Genomic DNA, 22,695 nt, shown 5'->3' with positions numbered 1-22,695 from the left:
GGCAAGTATTCATTGGCTACAGAAGATGTCAGGATTATGCATGAAAATCGCGTAAATGATATCTTATAACAATTATTTTTGCAGAAATAGGCAAGTGACAAGCAGAACCGTGTATGGTGCAGGACGGATTTCGATACCACACTGGAATCACTCTAGGATATCCGCCTGAATGCGGATGTCCGGTTTTGATACGCAGGAGAAAGATTATGTCGACACCCGCCAGGGGCTACGCTGCCCATAGTGCTGAAACCCCGCTTGCACTCTGGAACTTCGAGCGTCGCACGCCGCGCGCTGATGATGTTTCCATCGAGATTCTCTACTGCGGTGTCTGCCATAGCGATCTTCACTTCGCCCGCGATGACTGGGGCATGGCGACCTATCCGGTCGTTCCGGGGCATGAAATCGTGGGTCGTGTGACCGCCGTGGGCAATGACGTAACAAATTTCAAGGCAGGCGATATTGTGGGCGTTGGCTGTATGGTGGATTCCTGCCGTCAGTGCAATTCCTGCAACAGCGGTCTCGAGCAGTACTGCGCCGAAGGGTTCACCATGACCTACGGCAGTCCCGACCGCCACGACAACACCCTGACCCAGGGCGGCTACTCCGACTCTGTCGTGGTCAGTGACCGATTCGTGGTACGCATGCCGGACGGTCTCGATCTCAAATCCGCCGCGCCGATCCTGTGTGCCGGAATCACTACCTATTCCCCGCTCAAGCATTACGGTGTCAAGCCGGGCGACAAGGTCGGGATTATTGGCATGGGTGGTCTGGGCCATATGGGCGTCAAGCTGGCCAGCGCCATGGGGGCCGAGGTAACGCTCTTTACCCGATCCGAATCCAAGGTGGCCGAAGCGAAAAAGCAGGGCGCTGATCATGTGGTGGTCTCCACCGATGAAGCGCAGATGGCGGCCGTGACCGAAACCTTCGATTTCATGCTCGATACCGTTCCGGTACAGCACGACATCAACCCCTATCTCAATGCCCTCAAGCCGGACGGCACTCATATCCTGGTCGGCCTGCTCGAGCCGCTGGATCCGGCTGTCAGCGGTGCCAATCTGGTCTTCCGTCGCCGGGTGCTGGCAGGCTCGCTCATCGGCGGCATGCCCGAAACCCAGGAAGTGCTGGATTTTTGCGCCGAACATGGCATCACCTGTGATGTCGAGATGATCAACATCGATCAGATCAACGAGGCCTGGGATCGCATGCAAAAGGGCGATGTCCGCTATCGTTTCGTGATCGATATGGCGTCTCTGAAAGCCGACAGCGCGGCCTGATAGTGAGGCCCGGGGCAGTCGAATGTCGACTGACCCATGATATTTACGAGAACCGGTGCCTGTGGGCGCCGGTTTTTTTATATCATGGGTCGATTTGGCGACAGGGAAGCGATCATGCGCAGCGACGAGTTCTATATGCATCGGGCGTTGGATCAGGCGCACCTTGCCATGGCAGCAGGAGAAGTACCGGTCGGGGCCGTCGTGGTCAGCGCCGAAGGCGAGATCATTGGTGAGGGGTTCAATGCGCCGGTCGGGCAGCATGATCCCACGGCGCATGCCGAAGTGCAGGCCCTGCGCGATGCCGGCAAGCGTACCGGCAATTACCGGCTGACCGGCTGTACCCTGTATGTCAGCGTGGAGCCCTGTTTAATGTGCACCGGAGCCATCATTCATGCGCGGATCGCGCGAGTCGTCTATGGCGTGGCGGAGCCGCGAACCGGTATGGCGCAGTCAAAGGCCAATCTCTTTGCTCAGCCCTGGCACAACCATGAGGTAGAGGTTGTTTCGGGCGTGCTGGTGGCACCCGCCCGCCGGCTTTTGAAAACCTTCTTTGCGAGCCGTCGATCTTCCTGAAGGGTCAGGCGCTTGTATCCAGCATGCCCGCCAGTTCAACGCGATTGCGTCCTGCCAGTTTGGCCCGGTAAAGCGCCTGATCGGCGGCCTGAATCAGGTCCGGCAGGTTATCGCTGGCGCGGCGTGTCGTAATCAGTCCGAGGCTGATGGTGACAATGGTGTGGCCATCGTGTCTTGTCAGGTTTAGCGCTTCGACACCGCGACGTAGCTGCTCGCCCACCTCGGCAGCCTTTTCCGGTGAGATGTCGGGCAGACAGGCAATGAACTCCTCTCCACCAAAACGGGCCAGCAGTCCGCCATGGCGGGTGACGATATCCTGCAGACAGTGAGCGACGCGCTGCAGGTAGTGATCCCCCGTTGGATGTCCCAGCAGATCATTGATCTTCTTGAAGTGGTCAATATCGATCACGATGATCGTCCGGGTCCGGCTGGCATCGAGTTTCTCGACCCACTGGCTGAAATAGCGCCGATTGGGCACCTTTGTCAGCTCATCATGCTGCGCCAGCCATTCCACCTCCTGCTGCAGGGCAATGCGCTTTTCCACCTCGCCTCTCAGGCGATAGTTGGCATCCTTGACCCCGTTATGGCGCTGGCGCAGGCGGTGATGAAAGTACATCAACAGATAAATCATCCAGGTAAAGACCAGCCCGGTGATCAATACAACGGCCGGCAGTTTTGAGCGCTCATCAAACAGCCTGGCATAGCTGGCCTCGGCGCAGATCGTGAAGTTGCTCTGGCCCAGCCGAAGAATATTGCAGTGCTCGAGCATGCTCAGGGCTTCACGAGTATTGGAGCTGTACAACGTCGTGCCATTCTGCATCACCCTAATGCGAAAGTTCTGGCTGTCCTGCGCATCATCGATGGTTGCAAACAGGCGTGCCGGATCGATCACGAAGCCCGCCGCGCCGTTAATGGCGGCTGTGTCAAGGTCGTGGATGGGTTGATAGAAGATCACGCCACGCCCGCCGTTGGTCAGACTGACCATGCCGGTCGCACTGGCATTCCCCTGCAGGGCATCGGGCAGAGCGATGTCATCATCACTGGAGAGTACGTGATGGCCGAGCAGGGGCTGATTGTTCTGCAGCGGATAGGCGTGCCGGATACGAGGTCCTTGCCGATCGATATAGGCAATGGTTCGCATATAGTCGAAATGTTCAACAAGGTGTTTGGCTCGGTGCGTCCATGCACGACTGGATGGCAGGCTTCCGGCAGAGTCCCAACTAATGGCAAAGCGCTGCATGGCCTGGTCGCTGACGCTGATCTCCTGACCCAGTCTCTCGCTGAGCGCGTCAACGCGGGTGCGGGCCACCTGATTGACATCGCGAATATTCTGGCTGTTGTGATAGTGCCAGAGTACCAGCAGTATCAGTAAAACCGTCATGGAGGCGGCCAGGGCAATGCCAACGGTGGCCAGGCGTCGCTTTGGCCACTGGGTCACGAATTCAGCGGCCAGTAAAAGAACAATGGCCAGCAGGGTAGGCGTTGACAGTGAGACCTCATGAAGCGAGATGAACCCGTGCTGCTCGATGAGGTGTGTTGCTGTCAGCATGGTGGCCATGGCGAGGCCGATGGGGCCGATCTCTCCCGGGCGCGATGAGAACAGTGGCAGAACCAGTAAAAGCACCAGCGCGACCGTCATCAGAATGGACGGACGAATCGAATAAAAGGGTGCCTGCTCGGGCCAGTGATCGAAAATCAGTGACCATTGGGCATAATTCACGGCGGCATCCGGCAGTAAAAATGAAGCCAGAAGTGCCAATAATGGTATCAGGGTGATACCCGTGATCATGATCGCAAAAGGCCTGAGACGATACGGCCGCCAACGGCGGGTCACATTCATCCCAAGTCTTGAGAGGGTGACCATGCCGACCAGTGCCAGCAGCAGATGCTCCACGGGCGGCGTCAGCCACCACCCTGCTGCGACGCAGGGAAGGGCACACAGGGTCAGTAGCAGGTCACCATGGCGGGCGAAAAAGGCTTTCATGGAACAGGCGGTATGGTCTCGAAGACGGCAGTGGGCGTGTTGCTGGCAGTGGCACGGTCAAGTGATGAAAGCTGATGCTGGCTGCGCTCTACCCAGTTCAGGATTTCTTCGTAGCGTTTGATGTTACGCACATAGAGTGCGGCTACGTTACCACGTGCAAAGCCATGTTCCACACGGCTATACCAGCTGCTTTCCTGTAGAAGTGGCAGCATCTCCCTGATGGAGTCCCACTGATCGGGATCATGACCCTGAAGACGTGCCAGTCGTCGTGCATCATACAGATGACCCAGCCCCAGATTATAGGCGGCCAGCGTCATCCATGTTCTGTCCGGTTCGGCGACCCTTTCGGGAATTCGATCATGCAGATAGCGCAGATAGCGGGCACCACCATCAATGCTCTGCTGTGGATCTTCGCGATTATCAACGTCCATGTGACTGGCCGTTGCCCGGGTCAGCATCATCAATCCCTTGACGCCGGTCGGGGAGACCGCACCCGGTTTCCAGTGTGATTCCTGATAACCCACGGCCGCAAGCAGCTTCCAGTCAAAACCGTTTTCGATGGCCGCCCGTTTAAAGTCGGGCAACCACTGATCGAGATTCGATCGGGCCTGGGCGATAAAGCGTCGCGCGCCGACATATTCAAGATAGTCGTCATGGCCAAAATACTTTTGCGTTAAACCCTCAAGATCACCGCTGCGCCGCATTTGATCGATGAAGACATTGGCGCGCTCCACCAGCGAGGGATCGGTACGGGCAGGAAATGCCCATGCCAGCGTGACCGGTTCGCCAATCGGTAGCGCTCTGGCCACATTCGGAAAGAATAGACGACTCAGCTTGAATTCGTGAGCATAGACCACGGCGGCATCCAGTTTGCCACTTTCTACCATGGCCAGAAGATCCGTGGTTTCCAGGTCGGGACTTTCCCGCCAGGTCAGCGACGGGTGTGTCTTTTGAAGCTCATGCAGTACCCGACTGGTGCCTGCACCGGCTACCGTACCGATATCCAGCCCGTCAAGGTCTTCGATCGTTCGGGGCGCCTGCATGCCGCGCCGGTATGCCACCATGGGTTGCATGGACATGATGGGCTGGGAGTAGATGACATCCCCACGCAGTGGGTCGAGCACCAGGCCGGCAGCGCCGATATCGGTACGCCCGGTGGCCACGTTATTCAGTACATCACTAATATGGTGATCATCTTCCACGGCCAGACTGACGCCCAGGTCATTGGCAAAGCGGCGAAAAAGTTCGAACTCGAAGCCGGTTGGTCCCTGACGGCCTTCATGGAAGGTGGCTGGCGCGTTGCGCGTGGCGATTTCCAGGAAGTCACGCTGTTTGATCTCGGAGAGAGTGGTACTGGCAAGCATCGGCATCAGCGCGTCAGACCACGTCGAGATCGCGCGGGCAGGCGTGAGCAGCAGCAATAGCGCTACTACCAGCCCTGCAATCCTTCGGGTTGTGCGTAAAAAATGCCTGTGCATTGTGAGAAAACGACCGTTTGAAAGATGGCACAAGATACCGATGCCAACCGGAGGCGGCTAGTCGATGGGTCTTAACTGCACGATAGTCTCAGCCTTTCGGATGATTTCGATCCATGACCGACGCACGGCCTCGGCCTTCGCCACGCGAGCCGCTTTCCAGTATGATGACGCCCTCGCCGCCTGGCGCTGTTTCAACACGGGGAGCGTGATCCTTTCGATAGCGCTCCTGTACCACACCTCATTTCCTGTCAGTCAGTAGAGGCTTCGTTCGTCATGCTCGAGCTGCACGGCCAGAGTGCCCTTTCTTCCTTTCGTCATGCCCGCCTGCTTGCCCGTTTGCGCGAGGCCATGCCGGGCGTGACCGGCGTGCAGGCGATGCACCGCTATTTTCTGGACGTCGAGAAGACGCCGGAGCCCGGGGCACTTGAACGTCTTTGTGCGCTATTGGAGGCCGGCGAGCGGGCAGATTCAGTGCCCGCCGGTGCGCTTTATCTGGTCGTGCCGCGCTTTGGTACCGTTTCCCCCTGGTCTTCCAAGGCCACCGACATCGCCCACAACTGCGGCCTGCATGAAGTGCGCCGAATCGAGGCGGGTGTGGCCTATTTTGTCGAAACCGATGCACTGCCCTCCAGAGATGAGGTCGAGGCGATTCGACAGGTACTGGCTGATCGCATGACGCAGACCGTGCTGGTGGATTCAAGCGATGCCGCGAAACTGTTTCAGCGTCATTCGCCGGCGCCGGAAAGCCACGTGGATATTCTTCAGGGCGGACGCGAGGCTCTGGTGGCGGCCAACGTGACGCTGGGTCTGGCACTGGCCGAAGATGAAATCGACTATCTGGTCGAGTCCTTCAATGGTCTTGGGCGCAACCCCAGCGATGTCGAACTGATGATGTTCGCTCAGGCCAACTCCGAGCACTGCCGTCACAAGATCTTCAATGCCGACTGGCACATTGATGGTCAGGCGCAGCCCCATTCGCTGTTTGGCATGATCCGTAACACTCACCAGTGCTCGCCGGATAATGTGTTGTCTGCCTACAGCGACAACGCTGCCATTATCCGTGGTCATGAGGCAGGGCGCTTTCTGGCTGACAGCCGTGACTTTCGTTTCGTCACGCATCAGGAGCCGATCCACATCCTGATGAAGGTCGAAACGCACAATCACCCGACGGCCATTGCCCCCTACCCGGGCGCGGCGACCGGCGCCGGCGGCGAGATTCGTGATGAAGGCGCGACCGGCCGCGGCGGCAAGCCCAAGGCCGGTCTGACCGGCTTTACCGTGTCCAATCTGCGTATTCCCGAGCTTTTGCAGCCGTGGGAGGCGTTCGATTACGGCAAACCAGAACGCATCAAGAGCGCGCTCGACATCATGATCGAGGCCCCGATCGGTGCCGCAGCGTTCAATAACGAATTTGGTCGTCCGGCGCTCAACGGCTATTTCCGCACCTATGAGCATGACGTGATCGGCCTGGCCGGCGTCGAGCGACGTGGCTATCACAAGCCCATCATGCTGGCCGGCGGCTACGGCAACGTGCGTGATGAGCATGTGCTCAAGGGCGAAATCGCCGAAGGTGCAAAGCTGGTTGTCATGGGCGGGCCGGCCATGCTGATCGGTCTGGGCGGCGGGGCCGCCTCGTCCGTGGCCTCCGGCAGCACCAGCGATGCCCTGGATTTTGCCTCGGTTCAGCGCGACAACGCCGAGATGGAACGTCGCGCTCAGGAAGTCATCGATCGCTGTATTGCGCTGGGGGAAGACAACCCGATCAGCTTTATTCATGACGTGGGTGCCGGCGGGCTTTCCAATGCGTTGCCAGAGCTTGTGAAGGACGGCGGTCGCGGCGGATTGTTCAACCTGCGTGATGTGCCCAGTGCCGAACCCGGCATGACGCCGCTGGAAATCTGGTGCAACGAGGCACAGGAGCGTTATGTGCTGGCCGTGATGCCGGAGGCCATCGAGCAGTTCGAGGCGCTGTGTGCCCGTGAGCGCTGCCCGTTTGCCGTGGTGGGTGAAGCCACCAGAGCCCATGAGATTACGGTCGTTGACGAGCACTTTGAAAGCCGTCCCATCGACCTGCCCATGAGCGTGCTGTTTGGCAAACCGCCTAAAATGCAGCGCAGCTTCGAGCGTTGCGAGCTCGCCCAGCCGCCCCTGATGCTGGACAATCTGGACCTCAATGAGGCCATGGACCGTGTTCTGCAGCTGCCGGCAGTGGCTTCAAAGAACTTTTTGATCACCATCGGCGATCGTACCGTAGGTGGCATGAGCGTACGTGATCAGATGGTTGGGCCATGGCAGATCCCGGTGGCGGACTGCGCCGTGACCACGGCCTCCTTTGATACCGATGCCGGCGAAGCCATGGCGATGGGTGAACGCACGCCCACAGCCCTGATTTCGCCTGCCGCCTCGGCGCGTCTGGCTGTCACCGAGGCGATTACCAATATTGCTGCGGCGCCCATCGAGTCCCTTGGTGATATCAAGCTCTCAGCCAACTGGATGAGCGCGGCCGATCACGAAGGCGAAAACCAGGCCTTGTATGACGCGGTCCACGCAGTCGGTATGGAGCTGTGCCCGGCGCTGGATATTGCGATTCCGGTCGGCAAGGATTCGATGTCGATGCGTACCGCCTGGCGTGATGGCGAACGCGACAAGGCCGTGACAGCGCCGCTGTCATTGATCGTGTCGGCCTTTGCCCCGGTCAGCGATACCCGAAAGACCCTGACGCCGCAGTTGGCCTCTGTGGATGCCACTGAACTGCTGCTGATCGATCTTGGACGTGGCAAGAACCGTCTGGGTGGCTCTGCACTGGCGCAGGTCTATGGCCAGCTGGGCGCTCACGCGCCGGATCTGGACGCGCCCGAAGATCTGGCCGGTTTCTTCCGCGCCATTCAGACCCTCAATCGTGACAATCGACTGCTGGCCTATCATGACCGCAGTGATGGCGGACTTTTGACCACGCTGGCCGAGATGGCCTTTGCCGGTCACTGCGGTCTGGCCATCACACTCGACGAGCTGGTGCGCGATGCCCACCACGCGACCGAGGCACTGTTTGCCGAGGAGCCGGGCGCCGTCATTCAGGTTCGTCGCGATGAGATCGATGCCGTGCTCGCCACGCTGGAAGCCGCCGGGCTTGCTGACTGCGTGCATCGCATCGGTACTCCGACCAGAGACGACCGTTTCTCGGTCACGCTCTATGACGCCACACTGATCGAGTCTACCCGGGTGCATGCCCTTCGTACCTGGGCGGAAACCAGCTATCAGCTGCAGGCGCGCCGGGATAACCCGGACTGCGCTCGTCAGGAGTTCGACGGCCTTGATGAAACCCGCAACCCCGGACTGCATGCCAGTCTGAGCTATGACGTCAATGACGATGTGGCCGCCCCCTTTATCAACAAGGGCGCTGCTCCTCGTGTGGCAATTCTGCGCGAGCAGGGCGTCAACGGTCAGCTTGAGATGGCGTGGAACTTCACCAACGCCGGTTTTGAGGCCATTGACGTTCACATGTCGGACATCCTGGAAGGTCGCGTGGATTTGACCGACTTCCAGGGGGCTGCGGCCTGCGGTGGATTCTCCTATGGTGACGTGCTGGGCGCCGGCGGGGGCTGGGCGAAGTCGATACTCTTTAGCGAGCGTGGGCGCGATCAGTTTGCGCACTTCTTCGAGCGCGAAGATACCTTTGCCCTTGGCGTGTGCAACGGCTGTCAGATGCTCTCACAGCTCAAGTCACTGATTCCGGGGGCCGATCACTGGCCGCGGTTTGTGCGTAACCTGTCCGAGCAGTACGAGGCGCGCGTCTCCATGGTGCGTGTGGAATCCACGCCCTCGCTGTTTCTGGCCGACATGGCAGGCTCCAGAATGCCGATTGCGGTGGCGCATGGGGAAGGGCAGGCGCAGTTCAGTGATGCAAGCCACCTTCGTCAGGCGCAGGCGAGCGGTACGGTCGCGCTGCGCTATGTCGATAACTTCGGTGAGGTGACGACCGGCTATCCCGCCAACCCCAACGGCTCGCCGTCCGGCATTACCGGCCTGACCAGCCGTGATGGCCGTGTGACCATCATGATGCCGCACCCCGAGCGCGTGGCACGGGCGGTCACCAACTCCTGGCGTCCGCAGGAGTGGCAGGAAGCCGGTGGCTGGATGCGCATGTTCCGTAATGCCAGAAAGTGGATCGGCTAAGCGCTCATCAACATCGATGAATGGACATGAAAAAGGGCCTCTTTCCAGAGGTCCTTTCATGTGTCAGGCATGCCTTGTGCGGGCAGGAGCTCAGTTCTGCGGGCGGGCAGCCGGGCTCAGGAAACGGACGCTGGGGGCGTGTTCGAGCAGCGGATCGGTGCCTTCCTTGAACGGCTTGTAATGCGGCATTTCCATATGCTTGTCGAAGGCCGCGCGGTCGGTATAAACCTCGTGAAGGATCACGGTGTGGCCATCTTCTTCCGGCACCAGCACATCAAACTGATGACAGCCGCTTTCGTTGGCCAGTGATTCGTTGGCATCGTTATGAGCCAGCGCCAGAAACGCATCGCGTTGGCCTTCCTTGATCCTGAATTCGGCCAGAACGACAAAATTGCCATTGGTCACGCTCATCATGATTCTCCCTTTAGGACTTTAAGCAGCAGGACATTAAGGTGTTCGGGGCGGCAACAACGTGCTACGGCATCACTATAGTGTTGATGGCGCATTAATGAACTCTGGGCGCCGGACCCATGCCCATGCGTTCATGAAACTCTGCCACGGCGCTTCGCAAAAGTTCCAGAAGTCCCGGAACCAGCGCGATGCCCTGTTCCGGGCCTGCCACGAACTGCTCCACGCTGACATGAACGGCTTCACCGTGAATGACGACCTTGGCTGCCTTGATGGCATTCATGACGTCATTGGCAATATCAAGCAGCTGGGCACGGTCGGTACCGGCATCGGCCTGCCAGACGCCGGGTAGCATCAGCTGAAAAAAGGCCGGTTCGTCTTCGGCCACCACCAGTATGAACTCAAGGTTTTCAAGCGTAATGCGCGCGGCGTGCTTATCGATGGCTTCTACCTGGAAATCCAGGCTCCCCAGGCCTTCAATATAGTACTCGATCTGTGTGTTGGCCTGCATTGCGCGCCTCTTTGGTCACCAGCGGTGACGGTTTTAAACATCCAGCCCGTTTCAAAACTCGGAAATGACAGGATCAGTATAAGGACATGTCAGCGTCTTTAACGACACCCCCAAGGCTACGGCCCTACCAGCAGGAAGCCGTCGAGCGCGTCGTCGGTCATTTTCGTCGCAGCCACGACCCGGCAGTGGTGGTTCTGCCGACCGGCAGCGGCAAGAGCCTCGTGATTGCCGAGCTGGCACGAATCGCGCGCGGTCGTGTACTGGTGCTTGCCCACGTGCGTGAGCTGGTGGCGCAAAACCATGCCAAATATGAAGCCTATGGGCTCAGCGCCGACATTTTCAGCGCAGGCCTTGGGCGACGAGACAGCCAGCGCCAGGTAGTCTTTGGCTCGGTACAGTCCGTCATCAATGCGCTTGACGAGTTTGACGACGGTCAGTTCACGCTGCTGGTCATCGATGAGTGCCATCGAGTGGCCCCAATGGTGGATGACAACGCGAACGGCAAGCAGCGACAGTCACCCGGCAGTTACCAGCGAGTGATTGATCATCTGCGGGCGAGTCGGTCGGATATCAAGGTGCTGGGTCTGACGGCGACGCCCTATCGGCTGGGGCAGGGGTTCATCTACCACCGCCATTATCACGGCATGGTGCGCGGCCCTGAACATTCGTTCTTTCGTGACTGCGTGTTCGAGCAGCCCCTGCGGGTCATGGTCAAACAGGGCTATCTGGCCGAGCCACGGCGTATTGATGCTGCCGTGGCGCGCTATGACTTCTCACAGCTTGCGCCGCGCGCGGGCGGCCAGTACGCCGAGTCCGATCTCAACCGGGTGGTCAGCGGCAATCGGGCCACACCAGTGATCATTGAAGATGTCATGGCCCGTGCCCATGATCGCCAGGGCGTGATGATCTTTGCCGCGACCGTCGCACATGCTGAAGAGATCATGGGCTATCTGCCCGAGGGGCAGACGGCACTGGTGACCGGCACGACCCCCGGCCGTGAACGCGAAGCCCTGATTGAGGCTTTCAAGGCACGAAAGCTCAAGTATCTGGTCAACGTGGCGGTGCTGACCACCGGCTTTGACGCGCCGCACGTGGATCTGATCGCGATTCTGCGTCCGACCGAATCGGTCGGGTTGTACCAACAGATCGTCGGGCGAGGGTTGCGCCTGTCTCCCGGAAAGACCGAATGCCTGGTGCTGGATTATGCGGGCAATCCCTGGGAGCTCTATGGGCCTGAAATTGATGCACCGCGCCCGGACAGTGACAGTGAACCGGTACAGGTCGAATGTCCCGAATGCGGGTTTGCCAACATTTTCTGGGGCAAGCGCGATGGCGAGCTGGTCATCGAGCATTTTGGGCGCCGCTGTCAGGGGCTGGTCGAAAAGGAACGCGGTGCGTCAGTGCAGTGCGATTTTCGCTTCCGCTACAAGGTCTGCGAGCATTGCGGGGTGCAAAATGACATTGCAGCCCGGCGCTGTCGCCACTGTCAGGAGCAGTTGATCGATGCCGATGACAAGCTGCGCGATGCCCTGAAACTCAAGGATGCTCGGGTGCTGCGGGTCAGTGGCATGATGCTTGAGGAGAGCGTCAACGGTCGCGGGCTGGCGCGTTTGAAGGTCTCCTATGTCGATGAGGACGGGGCGACGCTTTCAGAGTGGTACGCCCTGGAAACGCCCGCTCAGCGCAAGGCCTTTTATCACGCCTGGTTGAAGCCACATCTGCGTGCGCCCGGCATCGACTGGCAGCCGTCCACGATCAAGGAGGTGATCGCCTCACGCGAGCGTCTGCGACATCCGGACTTTGTGGTCGGTCGCAAGGTGGGGCGCTATTGGCAGGTACGCGAGCGTCTTTTTGACTATGAGGGACGCTATCGCCGTGCTGATAGCGCCGACGGCGCCTGATGAGGGCAGCACCAAATATCGTTATTCTGCTAAGATATAGGCCGTTGCCGTCCGGCAGCATTGTTACCATCGATTTGTGATCGCATTGGCGGTCAAGGAGCCTCTCATGAGCTGGTCTGCACCCGAAGTCAAGGAAATCAGTGCTGGTATGGAAGCCAGTGTTTACCTGCCTGCCGAGATTGAAATCGACATTGAAGAGTGAACATGACAGGGCGCGGCGTTTGCGCGTTCGCGTACTGGGGGCGGCCGCCGGTGGCGGCCTGCCTCAATGGAACTGCTGTTGCAACGTCTGTCGCCTCGCCCGCACCGCCCCTCAACGCGTTGTCCCTAGGACCCAGTCCTCGATTGCCGTCTCGGTCGATGGGCAGCAGTGGGCGCTGATCAACTGTGCCCCGGAAGTGCTCGCCCAGCTGCAGCGTGAACCGACGCTTCAGCCCAGGGGGCATGATCGCCATACGCCGATTCAATCGATTCTGGTCACCAATGGTGACGTGGACCACGTGGCGGGTCTTTTGAGCCTGCGCGAACGCTCCCCGTTTCGACTCTATGCCACGCCCGAGATTCACGGCGTGCTGCGTGACAACCCGATTTTCAACGTGCTGGCCGCCGACTGCGTCCAGCGCTGTGATGTGGCGCTTGATAGCCGTATCGAGCTGCTGCCCGGCCTGATGGCGACGGTTTTTGCCGTGCCCGGCAAGACCGCGCTCTATCTGGAAGGGGATAAGGTCGACATCGGTGCCGAAGGGGAGTCCACCGTGGGTGTCGAGTTCGAACTCGATGGCCAGCGACTTTATTATATTCCCGGCTGCGCCACCGTGACGCCGCGTCTGGCGGAGCGGCTCGATGGGGCCGCGGCATTGCTCTTTGATGGCACCCTGTGGCGCGATGACGAAATGATTCTTGCCAGTGTCGGTCAAAAGACCGGTCAGCGCATGGGTCATATGTCGATGTCAGGGGAGGCGGGCAGCATGAAGGCGCTGTCCGATGTAGTCATTGATCGGCGCATCTTTATTCACATCAATAACACCAATCCCGTCCTGATCGAGGACAGCCCTGAACGGCGAGAGGCCGAAGGTGCCGGTTGGGAGATTGCCTTTGACGGCATGGAGATTACTTCGTGAGTTCGTATCAGGACGCCCTGACGGAAGTGACCGAGCCGATGAGTGTCGAGGCGCTGGAAGCGCGTCTGCGCGAGATCGGTGAGGCGCGCTATCACCACCGCCACCCGTTCCAGCTTGCGCTGCAAGGTGGTGAGCTTGATCGCTGCCAGGTACGGGCCTGGGCGCTTAATCGTTATTACTATCAGGCGATGATCCCCATCAAGGATGCCACCCTGATGGCGCGTTTGGGGGACCCTGAATGGCGGCGCGAGTGGCGCAGCCGACTGGTCGATCATGACGGTGAGGCGCCCGGTGAAGGCGGCATTGAGCGATGGCTGAAACTCACCGACGGGCTGGGGCTAGAGCGTGAGATGGTGCGCTCGACCCGGCGCATCCTGCCGACAACGCGTTTCGCGGTAGAGGCCTATACGCATTTTGTGCGTGACCGCACGCTGCTGGAGGCGGTGGCCTCCTCGCTGACCGAGCTGTTTTCGCCCATGGTGATCGGCACTCGGGTCTCGGGCATGCTCGAGCACTACGACTTTGTCTCCGAGGAGACGCTGGATTATTTTCGTCCGCGTCTGACACAGGCGCCGCACGATGCCGAACGGGCGCTGGCCTATGTGCGCGAGCACGCCAGGCGTGCCGACCAGCAGCAGGCCGTGCTGGAGGCACTGGTGTTCAAGTGTGATGTGCTCTGGACGATGCTGGACGCACTTCAGCATGCCTATGTGGAAGGTCATCGACCGCCGGGCGCCTGGGATGGCAAAACCGGCCTGATCGCAGGAGCCACGCCTTGAGCAAGCGGCTTGACGATAACGCTGTAGTGCGCCTGCCACGCGGCGTACGTATGCGTGAGGATGCGGCTCGTGGTGGTTGGGTGCTGCTGGCACCAGAGCGAATATTTCAGCTTGATGCGATCGCTCATGCGATCATGTCCCACGTCGATGGCAAGCGTTGCGTGTCGGAGATCATCGACGCGCTGGTGATCGACTTTGACGCCGAGCGGGACCGAATTCGCCATGACGTGCTGGCGCTGTTTCATGCCCTGATCGATCGCGGCGTGCTGGAGGTAGTCCCATGAGTGATGTGGTTCCGACCAACAGGCCCGTCCCGCCGCCCATGGGGCTGCTGGCCGAGCTGACGCACCGTTGCCCGCTGCAGTGCCCCTACTGCTCCAATCCGGTCGAGCTTGAACGCCGTAATGAGGAGCTGGATACCGCCGGCTGGCAGCGCGTGCTGCGTGAGGCCGCCGCACTGGGCGTGCTGCAGGTACACCTTTCAGGCGGCGAGCCGGCAGCCCGGCCGGATCTGGTCGAGCTGGTCGAAACCTGCGCTCGTGAAGGGCTCTATTCGAATTTGATCACTGCCGGCGTCAGTATTACACCGGAGCGGCTAACGGCGCTCGACGCTGCCGGGCTGGATCACGTTCAGCTCTCTTTCCAGGGCGCCGATGATACCGTCACCGAACATGTTTCGGGGATGCGGGGGGCGTTTGATAAAAAATGTGCCTTCGCCGGTGAGGTTCGAAAGCGGGGGCTGCCCCTGACCATCAACGTGGTGGTTCATCGCGCCAATATTCACCAGATTGAAGACTTTATCGATCTGGCCCTGAATCTGGGCGCTGAGCGTCTGGAGCTGGCGCATGCCCAGTATTACGGCTGGGCGCTGCATAATCGTGGGGCGCTGATGCCGCGTCGTGCCGACGTCATGACGGCGCTTCGAACCGTGGAGGCCGCCCAGGCTCGCCTCAAGGGTCGTCTGGCGATCGACTCGGTCGTGCCGGATTACTACGCCCATTTTCCCAAGCCCTGCATGAACGGCTGGGGCCAGCAGACGATCAACGTCACGCCCTCGGGGCTGGGATTGCCATGCCACGCGGCACAGACGATTCCGGGGCTCGAATTCTGGAGCGTGCGCGAGCACAGCCTTTCGGATGTCTGGTATCACTCGCCGGCCTTCAATGCCTTTCGCGGGACTGATTTTCTGCCCGATACCTGCCAGAGCTGCGATCGTCTCGACATCGATCATGGTGGCTGTCGCTGTCAGGCGCTGATGATCACCGGTGACGCTCGACAGATGGATCCGGTATGCCAGTATTCGCCCTGGCATGAGGAGATCCAGACGCTGACACTCGAAGAGGCCGGTCGCGACGAGCCTTTCGCCTATCGCCGTTTTGCGAGAACCGGACGGCCTGCCTGATTGCTGCTGACTCCAACCTCAGGCGGCAGATGCTTGAAGCGGGGCGGCCTGATAAACTTGGGCCAATGCCCCGTGTCCCTTGAGCCTTCTTCTCATATTCCATGACCCAGTCCGGTGATCTTCACAGCCCGACCCCCGAGGCTGCCCCTGCCGTCATGGTCGGCGGTGAGCCGCTGCATGAGATGCCGGAGGATCTTTACATTCCGCCGGAGGCGCTGCGTGTCTTTCTGGAAACCTTCGAGGGACCACTGGATCTGCTGCTGTATCTGATCCGGCGTCAGAACCTCGATATTCTGGCCGTCAATGTGGCTGCCGTGACCCGTCAGTACATCGAGTATGTGGAGCTCATGAAGGTTAGCGGGATCGATCTGGCCGCCGAGTATCTCTTGATGGCCGCCATGCTGGCCGAGATCAAGTCGCGCACGCTGCTGCCGCGGCCACCCCGTGCCAGCGAAGAGGATGACGAAGAAGACCCGACCGCTGCGCTGGTGCGGCGTCTTCAGGAATACGAGCAGATCAAGCTGGCCGCCCAGGCCATCGATGAACTGCCGCGTCAGGGGCGTGACTGGTATCAGGCCGATGCCGGACTGCCGGTGTTACAGCCTCGCGTTCAGCATCCCGACGTCGAGCTGTCGGAGCTTCTCGGGGCACTCTCGGCCCTGATGCAGCGCGCCGATTTCAAGCAGGAACATCAGATTACCCGCGAGGTCCTCTCGACCCGCGAGCGGATGATGGCCATTCTTGAGCGCATCAACGACGAGCAGTTCACCGCGTTTGAGGCGCTTTTTGATCCCGAGGAAGGCAAGGCCGGGGTCGTCGTGACCTTTATGGCCATTCTGGAGCTGAGCAAGGAGCGATTGATCGAAATCGTACAGAACGCGCCGCTGTCGCCCATTCACGTGCGTGGTCGGGTGCAGCAGCCCGATAGCGAGGAAGATGCCCTCGAACAGCCCTTTGAGCCGGACGACCAGGCGGGGGTGTCATGACGCCCCCGCTTGATCATATCCTTGAAGGCGTAATGCTGGCGGCCGGTGAGCCGCTGACGCTCGAGCGACTGGAGGCGGTCTTCGATGACAACGACCGCCCCGGGCGTCGAGCGCTGCGCGAAGCACTATCGACGCTGGAAGCGCGCCTCACGCAGAGTGCGCTGGTGCTTGAAGAGACCGCCTCCGGTTTTCGTCTGCGCGTGCGCGATGGACTTTCCCCTTGGGTGTCACGACTCTGGGATGAGCGCCCGCAACGCTATTCGCGCGCGCTACTGGAGACGCTGGCCCTGATTGCCTATCGCCAGCCGGTCACGCGTGCCGATATTGAAGACGTCAGGGGCGTGTCGGTCAGCGCCTCGATCATGCGCACCCTGGTTGAGCGGGGCTGGGTGCGGGTTGTGGGGCATCGCGATGTACCCGGGCGCCCGGCGGTCTATGCGACGACCAGGAGCTTTCTTGATGATTTCGGCCTGCGCACGCTGGATGCCCTGCCGCCCATCAGTGCGGTAAAAGAAGGGGAAACCGTTGACTGGCTTGAGCAACTCACGCCCAATGCGTCCACGCCAGAGCCCACGGTGAAAGCCGGGGAAGAAGTTCCCGACGGTGAGCGCTCTCACCTGAGTGCCGAGGGTGACACGCCTGCCGATAGCCAGGTCAGTGGTGAATATCCAGCCAGCGATGAACAGGTAACCAGCGGTGAGCGCGCTGGCCACAGCACCATGAATCATGACGCTGCCGATAACGGCAGCAGCAATACCGAGGATGTGCTGACTGACTCGACGAAAGGGGAGCAGAGACCATCCGAACGCTCGTCGATTGAGACGCCGATGCCTTCACGTCAGAGCCCGAGTCTTGATGAGATCGGTCAACGACTGGCCGAGCGACTGCGCGACCAGGCAGATCGCGACGGCCCGGATGCTGGGTCCGATGAGAAATCGACGCAAACCAGTTACCCAGAAGATTGAGACTTCGCATGAACACTGAAAAGCTGCAAAAAGTACTGGCCCGTGCCGGGCTGGGATCACGGCGCGAAATGGAAGCTGCCATCGGCGCCGGACGCATCAACGTCAATGGTGAAACGGCCAAACTGGGCGATCGTATCTCCGAGGATGCCCGGGTGACCGTGGATGGCCGCCCGGTCACGCTGAAGTCGAGTGAGGCCTCGTCGCGTCGCGTCATCATGTACAACAAGCCGGAAGGGGAGCTTTGCACGCGTCGCGACCCTGAAGGTCGTCGCACCGTATTCGAGCACCTGCCGCGCCTGTCCGGAGAGCGCTGGATTGCCATCGGTCGACTGGACATCAATACCAGCGGTTTGCTGCTCTTTACCACCGATGGAGAGCTGGCCAATCGCCTGATGCATCCTTCGATGCAGATCGAGCGCGAGTATGCCGTTCGTGTCATGGGGGAAGTGACCATCGAGCATGTTCGGGCCATGGTCGAAGGCGTAATGCTGGAAGACGGTCCGGCACGCTTTACCGACGTGCAGGAGTTCGGTGGTGAAGGCATCAACACCTGGTTCCATGTGGTCATCATGGAAGGGCGCAACCGTGAAGTGCGCAGGCTCTGGGAATCCCAGGGGCTGACGGTCAGCCGCCTCAAGCGGGTTCGTTACGGCAGCGTCTTTCTGGACAAGCGCGCCCGGGCCGGTGAGTGGACCGAGCTGACCCAGCAGGAAGTGGATGATCTCTCCGAGCTTGCCGGGCTTGAAAAGCGCAAGGTGCCGGCGCTGACACCCGATGAGAAAAATCGCTGGAACCGCGACAAGAACAAGCGTCGCCCCGTGCGCGGCGTCAAGTCGCCGGAAGCGGCGCGAAGCGATGCTCAGGAAGGCACGTCGCGTCGCCAGGACAAGACGTCGCAGCGTCAGGAAAGCATGTCCCGCCGCAGCGAGCGCCGTGATGAAGTGCGGCCGATGACGCCTCGCGAGAAGCGCAACGAAAAGCGCAGCGACCTTGGCAACTGGAGCTCTACGGCCCCGACAGGCAATCGTCGTCCGGCTGGCAAGAGTGATAAGGGCCAGGAGCGGCGAGGCAGTAATAATCAGAAGGGAAATGCGGGCACGCCACCGGGCCGGAAGGGCGGCGGGCGTCGTTGATACACGGCGCATGAAAGTGATGCTTGCATCGCGCATGCTTTCAAAGTAGTATTTGCGCCCGTCGAGTGGGTCGTTAGCTCAGTGGTAGAGCAGTTGGCTTTTAACCAATTGGTCGTAGGTTCGAATCCTACACGACCCACCATTCTCGACAGAAATAATGGCATGTTTGTGATTATCGGCAGGATTGTCGGGTCGTTAGCTCAGTGGTAGAGCAGTTGGCTTTTAACCAATTGGTCGTAGGTTCGAATCCTACACGACCCACCACAAGCATCGTCATTGTTTTGGGCTTCATATTGTATGCCTGAATTTCGGGTCGTTAGCTCAGTGGTAGAGCAGTTGGCTTTTAACCAATTGGTCGTAGGTTCGAATCCTACACGACCCACCAGATTTGAAAACGCCTCATCCCTTTCGGGTGAGGCGTTTTTGTATGGGTCTGACTTGATTGCCTGTGCAAGGCACTGTCTTGAAAGGCTGCAAGCCGGACTAGCGGAATTTTTCCAGCGTCTCCTGGTACTGCTTGAAATCCTTGCGCCGTTCCCGAATACGGCTGGTCAGGGCGTAATCTCCATTTTGCTGTGACGCCTTTTCGGCCAGCGTCAGCTGTTCCAGCCCGCCTTCGATATCCCCCTTGAGCTGAAGCTGCTCGGCCAGTGCCAGGTGCCCCCAGTCTTCTCGATTGCTGCGCCCGGCGGCTTCGCTGAGCAGATTCCAGACATCCGGATCTTCGGCATGGGTATCGGCCAGAGCTCGCAGGCTCTGAAAGGCCGTTTCGGGATTGATCCCCAGCTGCGCCTCGGCCTGAATGATCCGGGCGGGATAGTAGTCGGGTGTCAGGCGCAGAATGCGTTCACAGCGGCGAATGGCATCTTCGCGGCGCCCGGCGTCCAGCGCGGCATCAGCGGCGCTTGCCGGCAGCATCAGAATATCGGGGGCCTCGCGGGCCAACTGATCAAACGTTGCCAGCGCCTGATCGGGGCGCTGGTTGATACTGTCGTTGAGGGCATCGAGATAGCGCAGAGCGATGGGGTGTGCCTTGTCCTGCTCAAGGCGGGTACGCACGAAGCCCGGGTCGCTCATGTTCATCGCCAGCATGGCCCGGGCGCGAATCAGGTCATATTCGGGGCCCGGGTCGCTGATGTTGTTGGTCCTGTACTGCTGAGCCAGGCTGGTGGTGTCGCTCAGTCGTGATTCGGTCATGGGGTGTGTCAGCAGGAATTCGGGCGGGGTGTTGCCCTGCATGCTGGAGAGGCGCTGCATGGTGGCAAACATGCGCGGCATCGCCGTGGGGTCCATCCCGGAGCGCGCCATGGCCTGCAGGCCGACCCGGTCGGCTTCCTGTTCATAGCGGCGCGAATAGCTCAGCTGGCTCTGCATGGCGGCGGCCTGGGTACCGGCCATGGTGGCTATTCCCAGGTTGCCACCGCCGCCGGCGGCCAGCACCATGCCCGCCAGCATGGCGGCCATGGTCGGCAGCTGGGTACGCTCATTGCGCGCCATCTCGCGGGCAAAATGGTGCTGCGAGAGGTGCCCCATCTCGTGGGCAATGACCGAGGCAAAGGCATCCTGATCAGGTGCGTAGGCAAAAAGACCTGTATTAATGCCGATGACGCCACCGGGCACGGCAAAAGCGTTGAGGGTTCGGCTCGATACCAGGGTGACAAGAGGGGTGATATCGCCCAGCTGGCTATTGGGCAAAAGCCTGGCCACCAGCGTATTGAGGTAGTCCTGTGTGATGGGGTCGCGCCATTGCCCGACATGAGCTCGAAATTCCCGTAGCCAGGCCCGCCCGAGACGAAACTCTTCCTGGCTGCTGTAGCTTCCGGTTGCATCTCCAAGCGTTGGGAGCTGTCCGGCAGGTGCCGTTACCGATGTGGTAACACTACCAAACAGCAGGACTGCTGTGATAATGCATCGAAAATGCGTGAGCCTTGACATGACATGCTTACCGGATGGCGATGGGGACATGAAAGGGCAGAAGTGACTGACGGCCCGCGATAGGCAGCAGAGGTTGCCGGTGGCATCAAGTTGCCTTTAAATCGTGCCGATTACAACCAGCAGGGGAGCCAGTGGCATTGGAAACATTCGAGGATATCGGGCAGATGAAACAGGCTGCCGATCTGGTGCTGGATGCCACCGGACTGGATTGCCCCATGCCGCTTTTAAAGGCGCGTCAGGCGCTGGCGTCATTGGCAGAAGGGCAGTATCTGTACGTGATCTGCACGGACCCGGGGTCGTGGCGTGATTTTGAAAGTTTCGCGGCGCATACGGCGCATCAGCTTGCCGGGCGTCGGCAAGAGGGTGATACCTGGTACTACGTACTGATCAAGGGATGCTGATGTTGGCGCTCGCTGGATGGACACTCATGGTGACAATAATTTGATGACCTTCAAAAACCTCTGGAACCATTTCATGGAGCGCTACCTCTCGGATGAGGAAGCGGTCACGCTGGGCGCCCTGCTGGTATTGGGCTTTGCTATCATCATTTTTTTTGGCGGCATGCTGGCGCCATTTTTCACCGCGCTTGTTTTTGCCTTTCTACTACAGGGTGTGGTGCGTTGGCTCGAGCGGTTGGGGCTTTCACGGCTGCCGGCCGTATGCCTGGTACTTTTGATGTTTGTCGGGGCGATGCTGTTTTTTGCCCTGATCATTTTTCCGATGGTGTGGGATCAGTTTGCGCGGCTGGTACAGGGCTTGCCGGCGGTGCTGTATCGCAGTCAGGAGCTTCTGGGCGATCTACAGGCGCGCTATCCCAGCATCGTCACACCCGATCAGGTTCAGCACCTGATCAATACGGCCAGCCAGGAGGCCACTCAGCTGGGGCGGCGCGTCGTTAGTCTGTCGCTGAGTTCGCTCGCGGGTATGCTGAGCGTCATCATCTATCTGGTGCTGGTACCGATTCTGGTCTTTTTCATGCTCAAGGACCGCGAGCGACTGATCGGTTTTTTTCTGTCGCTGCTGCCCAAAAAGCGTCTGCTGATGACCCGGGTCTGGTGTGAAATGGATACCCAGATTGCCAATTTCATTCGTGGCAAGTTTATCGAAATCGTGATTGTGGGAGTGGTGTCCTTTTTTACCTTCTGGGCGCTGGGGTTGCCCTACGCGGTGCTGCTGGGCATCGTGGTCGGGCTGTCCGTGCTGGTACCCTATATTGGCGCCGCGGCAGCCACACTGCCGGTTGCTGCCTCGGCCGGACTTCACTTCGGATTCGACGCCCAGTTCATGTATGTCCTGTTGGCCTATGCCATCATTCAGGCGCTTGATGGCAACGTGCTGGTGACCCTCCTGTTTTCAGAAGTGGTCAATCTGCATCCGGTGGCCATCATCCTGGCCGTGCTCTTTTTCGGCGGCATCTGGGGGTTCTGGGGTATCTTTTTCGCCATTCCGCTGGCCACGCTGATCAAATCGCTGATGTTTGCCTGGCCACGTGGCGCCAGTGCGCGGCGCAAGGAAGGGACGGTCGCCACCGAGTGATGGCTGAGGCCCTGCACTCGTGCAGGGCCATGGTGATGTCTTATTGGTCGGCGTTGAGGGCTTTCGCTGCGGCCAGTACTTCGTCGACGTGTCCTGCCACCTTGACCTTGCGCCACTGGGCGGCAATGTTGCCTTCCCGGTCGATCAGAAAGGTACTGCGTTCGATGCCTTCGTGCTCCTTGCCATAAAGCTTCTTGAGCTTGATGACATCGAAGGCGCGACACAGGGTTTCCTCCGGGTCACTGACCAGCTCGAAGGGGAAACCCTGCTTCTCCTTGAAGTTTTCATGTCGGCGAAGCGAGTCTCGCGAAACGCCAAAAACACGCGTGCCGGCCTGCTCGAAGTCGGCCATGCGGTCGCGAAAATCCTGCCCCTCAGTTGTACAGCCGGGCGTGGCATCCTTTGGATAGAAATAAAGCACAACCTGCTCACCCTTGAAGGTAGTCGGGTTGAAATCTGTTCCGCCAGTGGCCTCCAGTGTGATGTCCGGGGCGGGGGCGCCAGGGGTGATGCTCATGCCAGTTCTCCCATGAAAA

18 protein-coding genes, 3 tRNA genes and 1 pseudogene are annotated in these 22,695 nt (G+C 59.8%); 16 read left to right on the top strand and 6 right to left on the bottom strand.

The genetic code is table 11. The features are described 5' to 3' along the window. Positions 1-206: 206 nt before the first annotated feature. Together B9H00_RS03430 and tadA are read left to right on the top strand one after the other, a co-directional pair. The gene (locus B9H00_RS03430; protein ID WP_086899484.1) at positions 207-1,274 is read left to right on the top strand and encodes an NAD(P)-dependent alcohol dehydrogenase; all 1,068 of its coding nucleotides are present in this window, start codon (positions 207-209) and stop codon (positions 1,272-1,274) included. 114 nt (positions 1,275-1,388) lie between these two features. After that, the gene (gene tadA, locus B9H00_RS03425; RefSeq protein ID WP_086901677.1) at positions 1,389-1,847 is read left to right on the top strand and encodes a tRNA adenosine(34) deaminase TadA; all 459 of its coding nucleotides are present in this window, start codon (positions 1,389-1,391) and stop codon (positions 1,845-1,847) included. Positions 1,848-1,851: 4 nt separating this feature from the next. On the opposite strand, the gene B9H00_RS03420 is transcribed toward tadA, so the two are convergent. Next, positions 1,852-3,831, bottom strand: coding sequence for a sensor domain-containing diguanylate cyclase (locus B9H00_RS03420; RefSeq protein ID WP_086899483.1), 1,980 nt, complete (start codon positions 3,829-3,831; stop codon positions 1,852-1,854). Next, entirely contained in the window at positions 3,828-5,309 is a 1,482-nt protein-coding gene (mltF, locus tag B9H00_RS03415) for a membrane-bound lytic murein transglycosylase MltF (protein WP_086899482.1), read from the bottom strand. The genes B9H00_RS03420 and mltF overlap by 4 nt, the downstream gene beginning before the upstream one ends. A gap of 273 nt (positions 5,310-5,582) precedes the next feature. Between mltF and purL the strand changes: the two genes are divergently transcribed. Continuing rightward, positions 5,583-9,482, top strand: a complete 3,900-nt coding sequence (gene purL, locus B9H00_RS03410) for a phosphoribosylformylglycinamidine synthase (protein WP_086899481.1) — start codon at positions 5,583-5,585, stop codon at positions 9,480-9,482. A gap of 90 nt (positions 9,483-9,572) precedes the next feature. Here purL and B9H00_RS03405 read toward each other — a convergent pair whose 3' ends face one another. Together B9H00_RS03405 and B9H00_RS03400 are read right to left on the bottom strand one after the other, a co-directional pair. Continuing rightward, the gene (locus tag B9H00_RS03405; protein WP_086899480.1) at positions 9,573-9,893 is read right to left on the bottom strand and encodes a putative quinol monooxygenase; all 321 of its coding nucleotides are present in this window, start codon (positions 9,891-9,893) and stop codon (positions 9,573-9,575) included. Between the two features lie 94 nt (positions 9,894-9,987). After that, positions 9,988-10,401: a hypothetical protein gene (locus tag B9H00_RS03400; protein ID WP_086899479.1), complete on the bottom strand. Its 414-nt coding sequence runs from the start codon at positions 10,399-10,401 to the stop codon at positions 9,988-9,990. Positions 10,402-10,487: 86 nt separating this feature from the next. Here B9H00_RS03400 and B9H00_RS03395 point away from each other — a divergent pair, with 86 nt between their 5' ends. The 11 genes and pseudogenes from B9H00_RS03395 to B9H00_RS03345 all read left to right on the top strand — a co-directional run bounded on the left by B9H00_RS03395 (position 10,488) and on the right by B9H00_RS03345 (position 19,073). Further along, positions 10,488-12,302: a DEAD/DEAH box helicase gene (locus B9H00_RS03395; protein WP_086899478.1), complete on the top strand. Its 1,815-nt coding sequence runs from the start codon at positions 10,488-10,490 to the stop codon at positions 12,300-12,302. A gap of 191 nt (positions 12,303-12,493) precedes the next feature. Then, a complete protein-coding gene (gene pqqB / locus B9H00_RS03390) occupies positions 12,494-13,423 on the top strand; it encodes a pyrroloquinoline quinone biosynthesis protein PqqB (protein ID WP_236944345.1) in 930 nt (309 codons plus the stop codon). Continuing rightward, positions 13,420-14,202 carry a pyrroloquinoline-quinone synthase PqqC gene (gene pqqC / locus B9H00_RS03385; protein WP_211329557.1) on the top strand — a complete coding sequence of 261 codons (783 nt, stop codon included), beginning with the start codon at positions 13,420-13,422 and terminating at the stop codon, positions 14,200-14,202. The genes pqqB and pqqC overlap by 4 nt, the downstream gene beginning before the upstream one ends. After that, entirely contained in the window at positions 14,199-14,486 is a 288-nt protein-coding gene (gene pqqD / locus B9H00_RS03380) for a pyrroloquinoline quinone biosynthesis peptide chaperone PqqD (protein WP_086899476.1), read from the top strand. Before pqqC ends, pqqD begins: the two co-directional genes overlap by 4 nt. Further along, positions 14,483-15,604: a pyrroloquinoline quinone biosynthesis protein PqqE gene (gene pqqE, locus B9H00_RS03375; RefSeq protein WP_086899475.1), complete on the top strand. Its 1,122-nt coding sequence runs from the start codon at positions 14,483-14,485 to the stop codon at positions 15,602-15,604. Before pqqD ends, pqqE begins: the two co-directional genes overlap by 4 nt. A gap of 101 nt (positions 15,605-15,705) precedes the next feature. After that, positions 15,706-16,590 carry a segregation and condensation protein A gene (locus tag B9H00_RS03370; RefSeq protein ID WP_086899474.1) on the top strand — a complete coding sequence of 295 codons (885 nt, stop codon included), beginning with the start codon at positions 15,706-15,708 and terminating at the stop codon, positions 16,588-16,590. Then, the gene (gene scpB, locus B9H00_RS03365; protein WP_086899473.1) at positions 16,587-17,555 is read left to right on the top strand and encodes an SMC-Scp complex subunit ScpB; all 969 of its coding nucleotides are present in this window, start codon (positions 16,587-16,589) and stop codon (positions 17,553-17,555) included. The genes B9H00_RS03370 and scpB overlap by 4 nt, the downstream gene beginning before the upstream one ends. Before the next feature lie 8 nt (positions 17,556-17,563). Further along, positions 17,564-18,400 (top strand): annotated as a pseudogene (gene rluB, locus B9H00_RS03360) (23S rRNA pseudouridine(2605) synthase RluB); the annotation flags it as partial. Between the two features lie 355 nt (positions 18,401-18,755). Further along, positions 18,756-18,830: transfer RNA gene (locus B9H00_RS03355), tRNA-Lys, on the top strand. 47 nt (positions 18,831-18,877) lie between these two features. Next, positions 18,878-18,952: transfer RNA gene (locus B9H00_RS03350), tRNA-Lys, on the top strand. Between the two features lie 46 nt (positions 18,953-18,998). After that, positions 18,999-19,073: transfer RNA gene (locus B9H00_RS03345), tRNA-Lys, on the top strand. A 98-nt stretch (positions 19,074-19,171) separates the two neighbouring features. Here B9H00_RS03345 and B9H00_RS03340 read toward each other — a convergent pair. Next, positions 19,172-20,623 carry a M48 family metalloprotease gene (locus tag B9H00_RS03340; protein WP_086899471.1) on the bottom strand — a complete coding sequence of 484 codons (1,452 nt, stop codon included), beginning with the start codon at positions 20,621-20,623 and terminating at the stop codon, positions 19,172-19,174. A 131-nt stretch (positions 20,624-20,754) separates the two neighbouring features. Here B9H00_RS03340 and B9H00_RS03335 point away from each other — a divergent pair, with 131 nt between their 5' ends. Further along, complete coding sequence (locus tag B9H00_RS03335) at positions 20,755-21,024, top strand: sulfurtransferase TusA family protein (protein WP_322788264.1); 270 nt, start codon at positions 20,755-20,757, stop codon at positions 21,022-21,024. Between the two features lie 43 nt (positions 21,025-21,067). Next, positions 21,068-22,159: an AI-2E family transporter gene (locus B9H00_RS03330; RefSeq protein ID WP_086901674.1), complete on the top strand. Its 1,092-nt coding sequence runs from the start codon at positions 21,068-21,070 to the stop codon at positions 22,157-22,159. A gap of 40 nt (positions 22,160-22,199) precedes the next feature. On the opposite strand, the gene B9H00_RS03325 is transcribed toward B9H00_RS03330, so the two are convergent. Next, positions 22,200-22,676: a peroxiredoxin gene (locus tag B9H00_RS03325; protein ID WP_086899470.1), complete on the bottom strand. Its 477-nt coding sequence runs from the start codon at positions 22,674-22,676 to the stop codon at positions 22,200-22,202. Between the last annotated feature and the right edge of the window lie 19 nt (positions 22,677-22,695).

The organism is Kushneria marisflavi, from assembly GCF_002157205.1.
GTDB classification, from domain to species: Bacteria; Pseudomonadota; Gammaproteobacteria; order Pseudomonadales; family Halomonadaceae; genus Kushneria; species Kushneria marisflavi.
The sequence above is the reverse complement of the archived record's forward strand: the minus strand, read 5'-3'. Positions and strand labels throughout refer to the sequence as shown.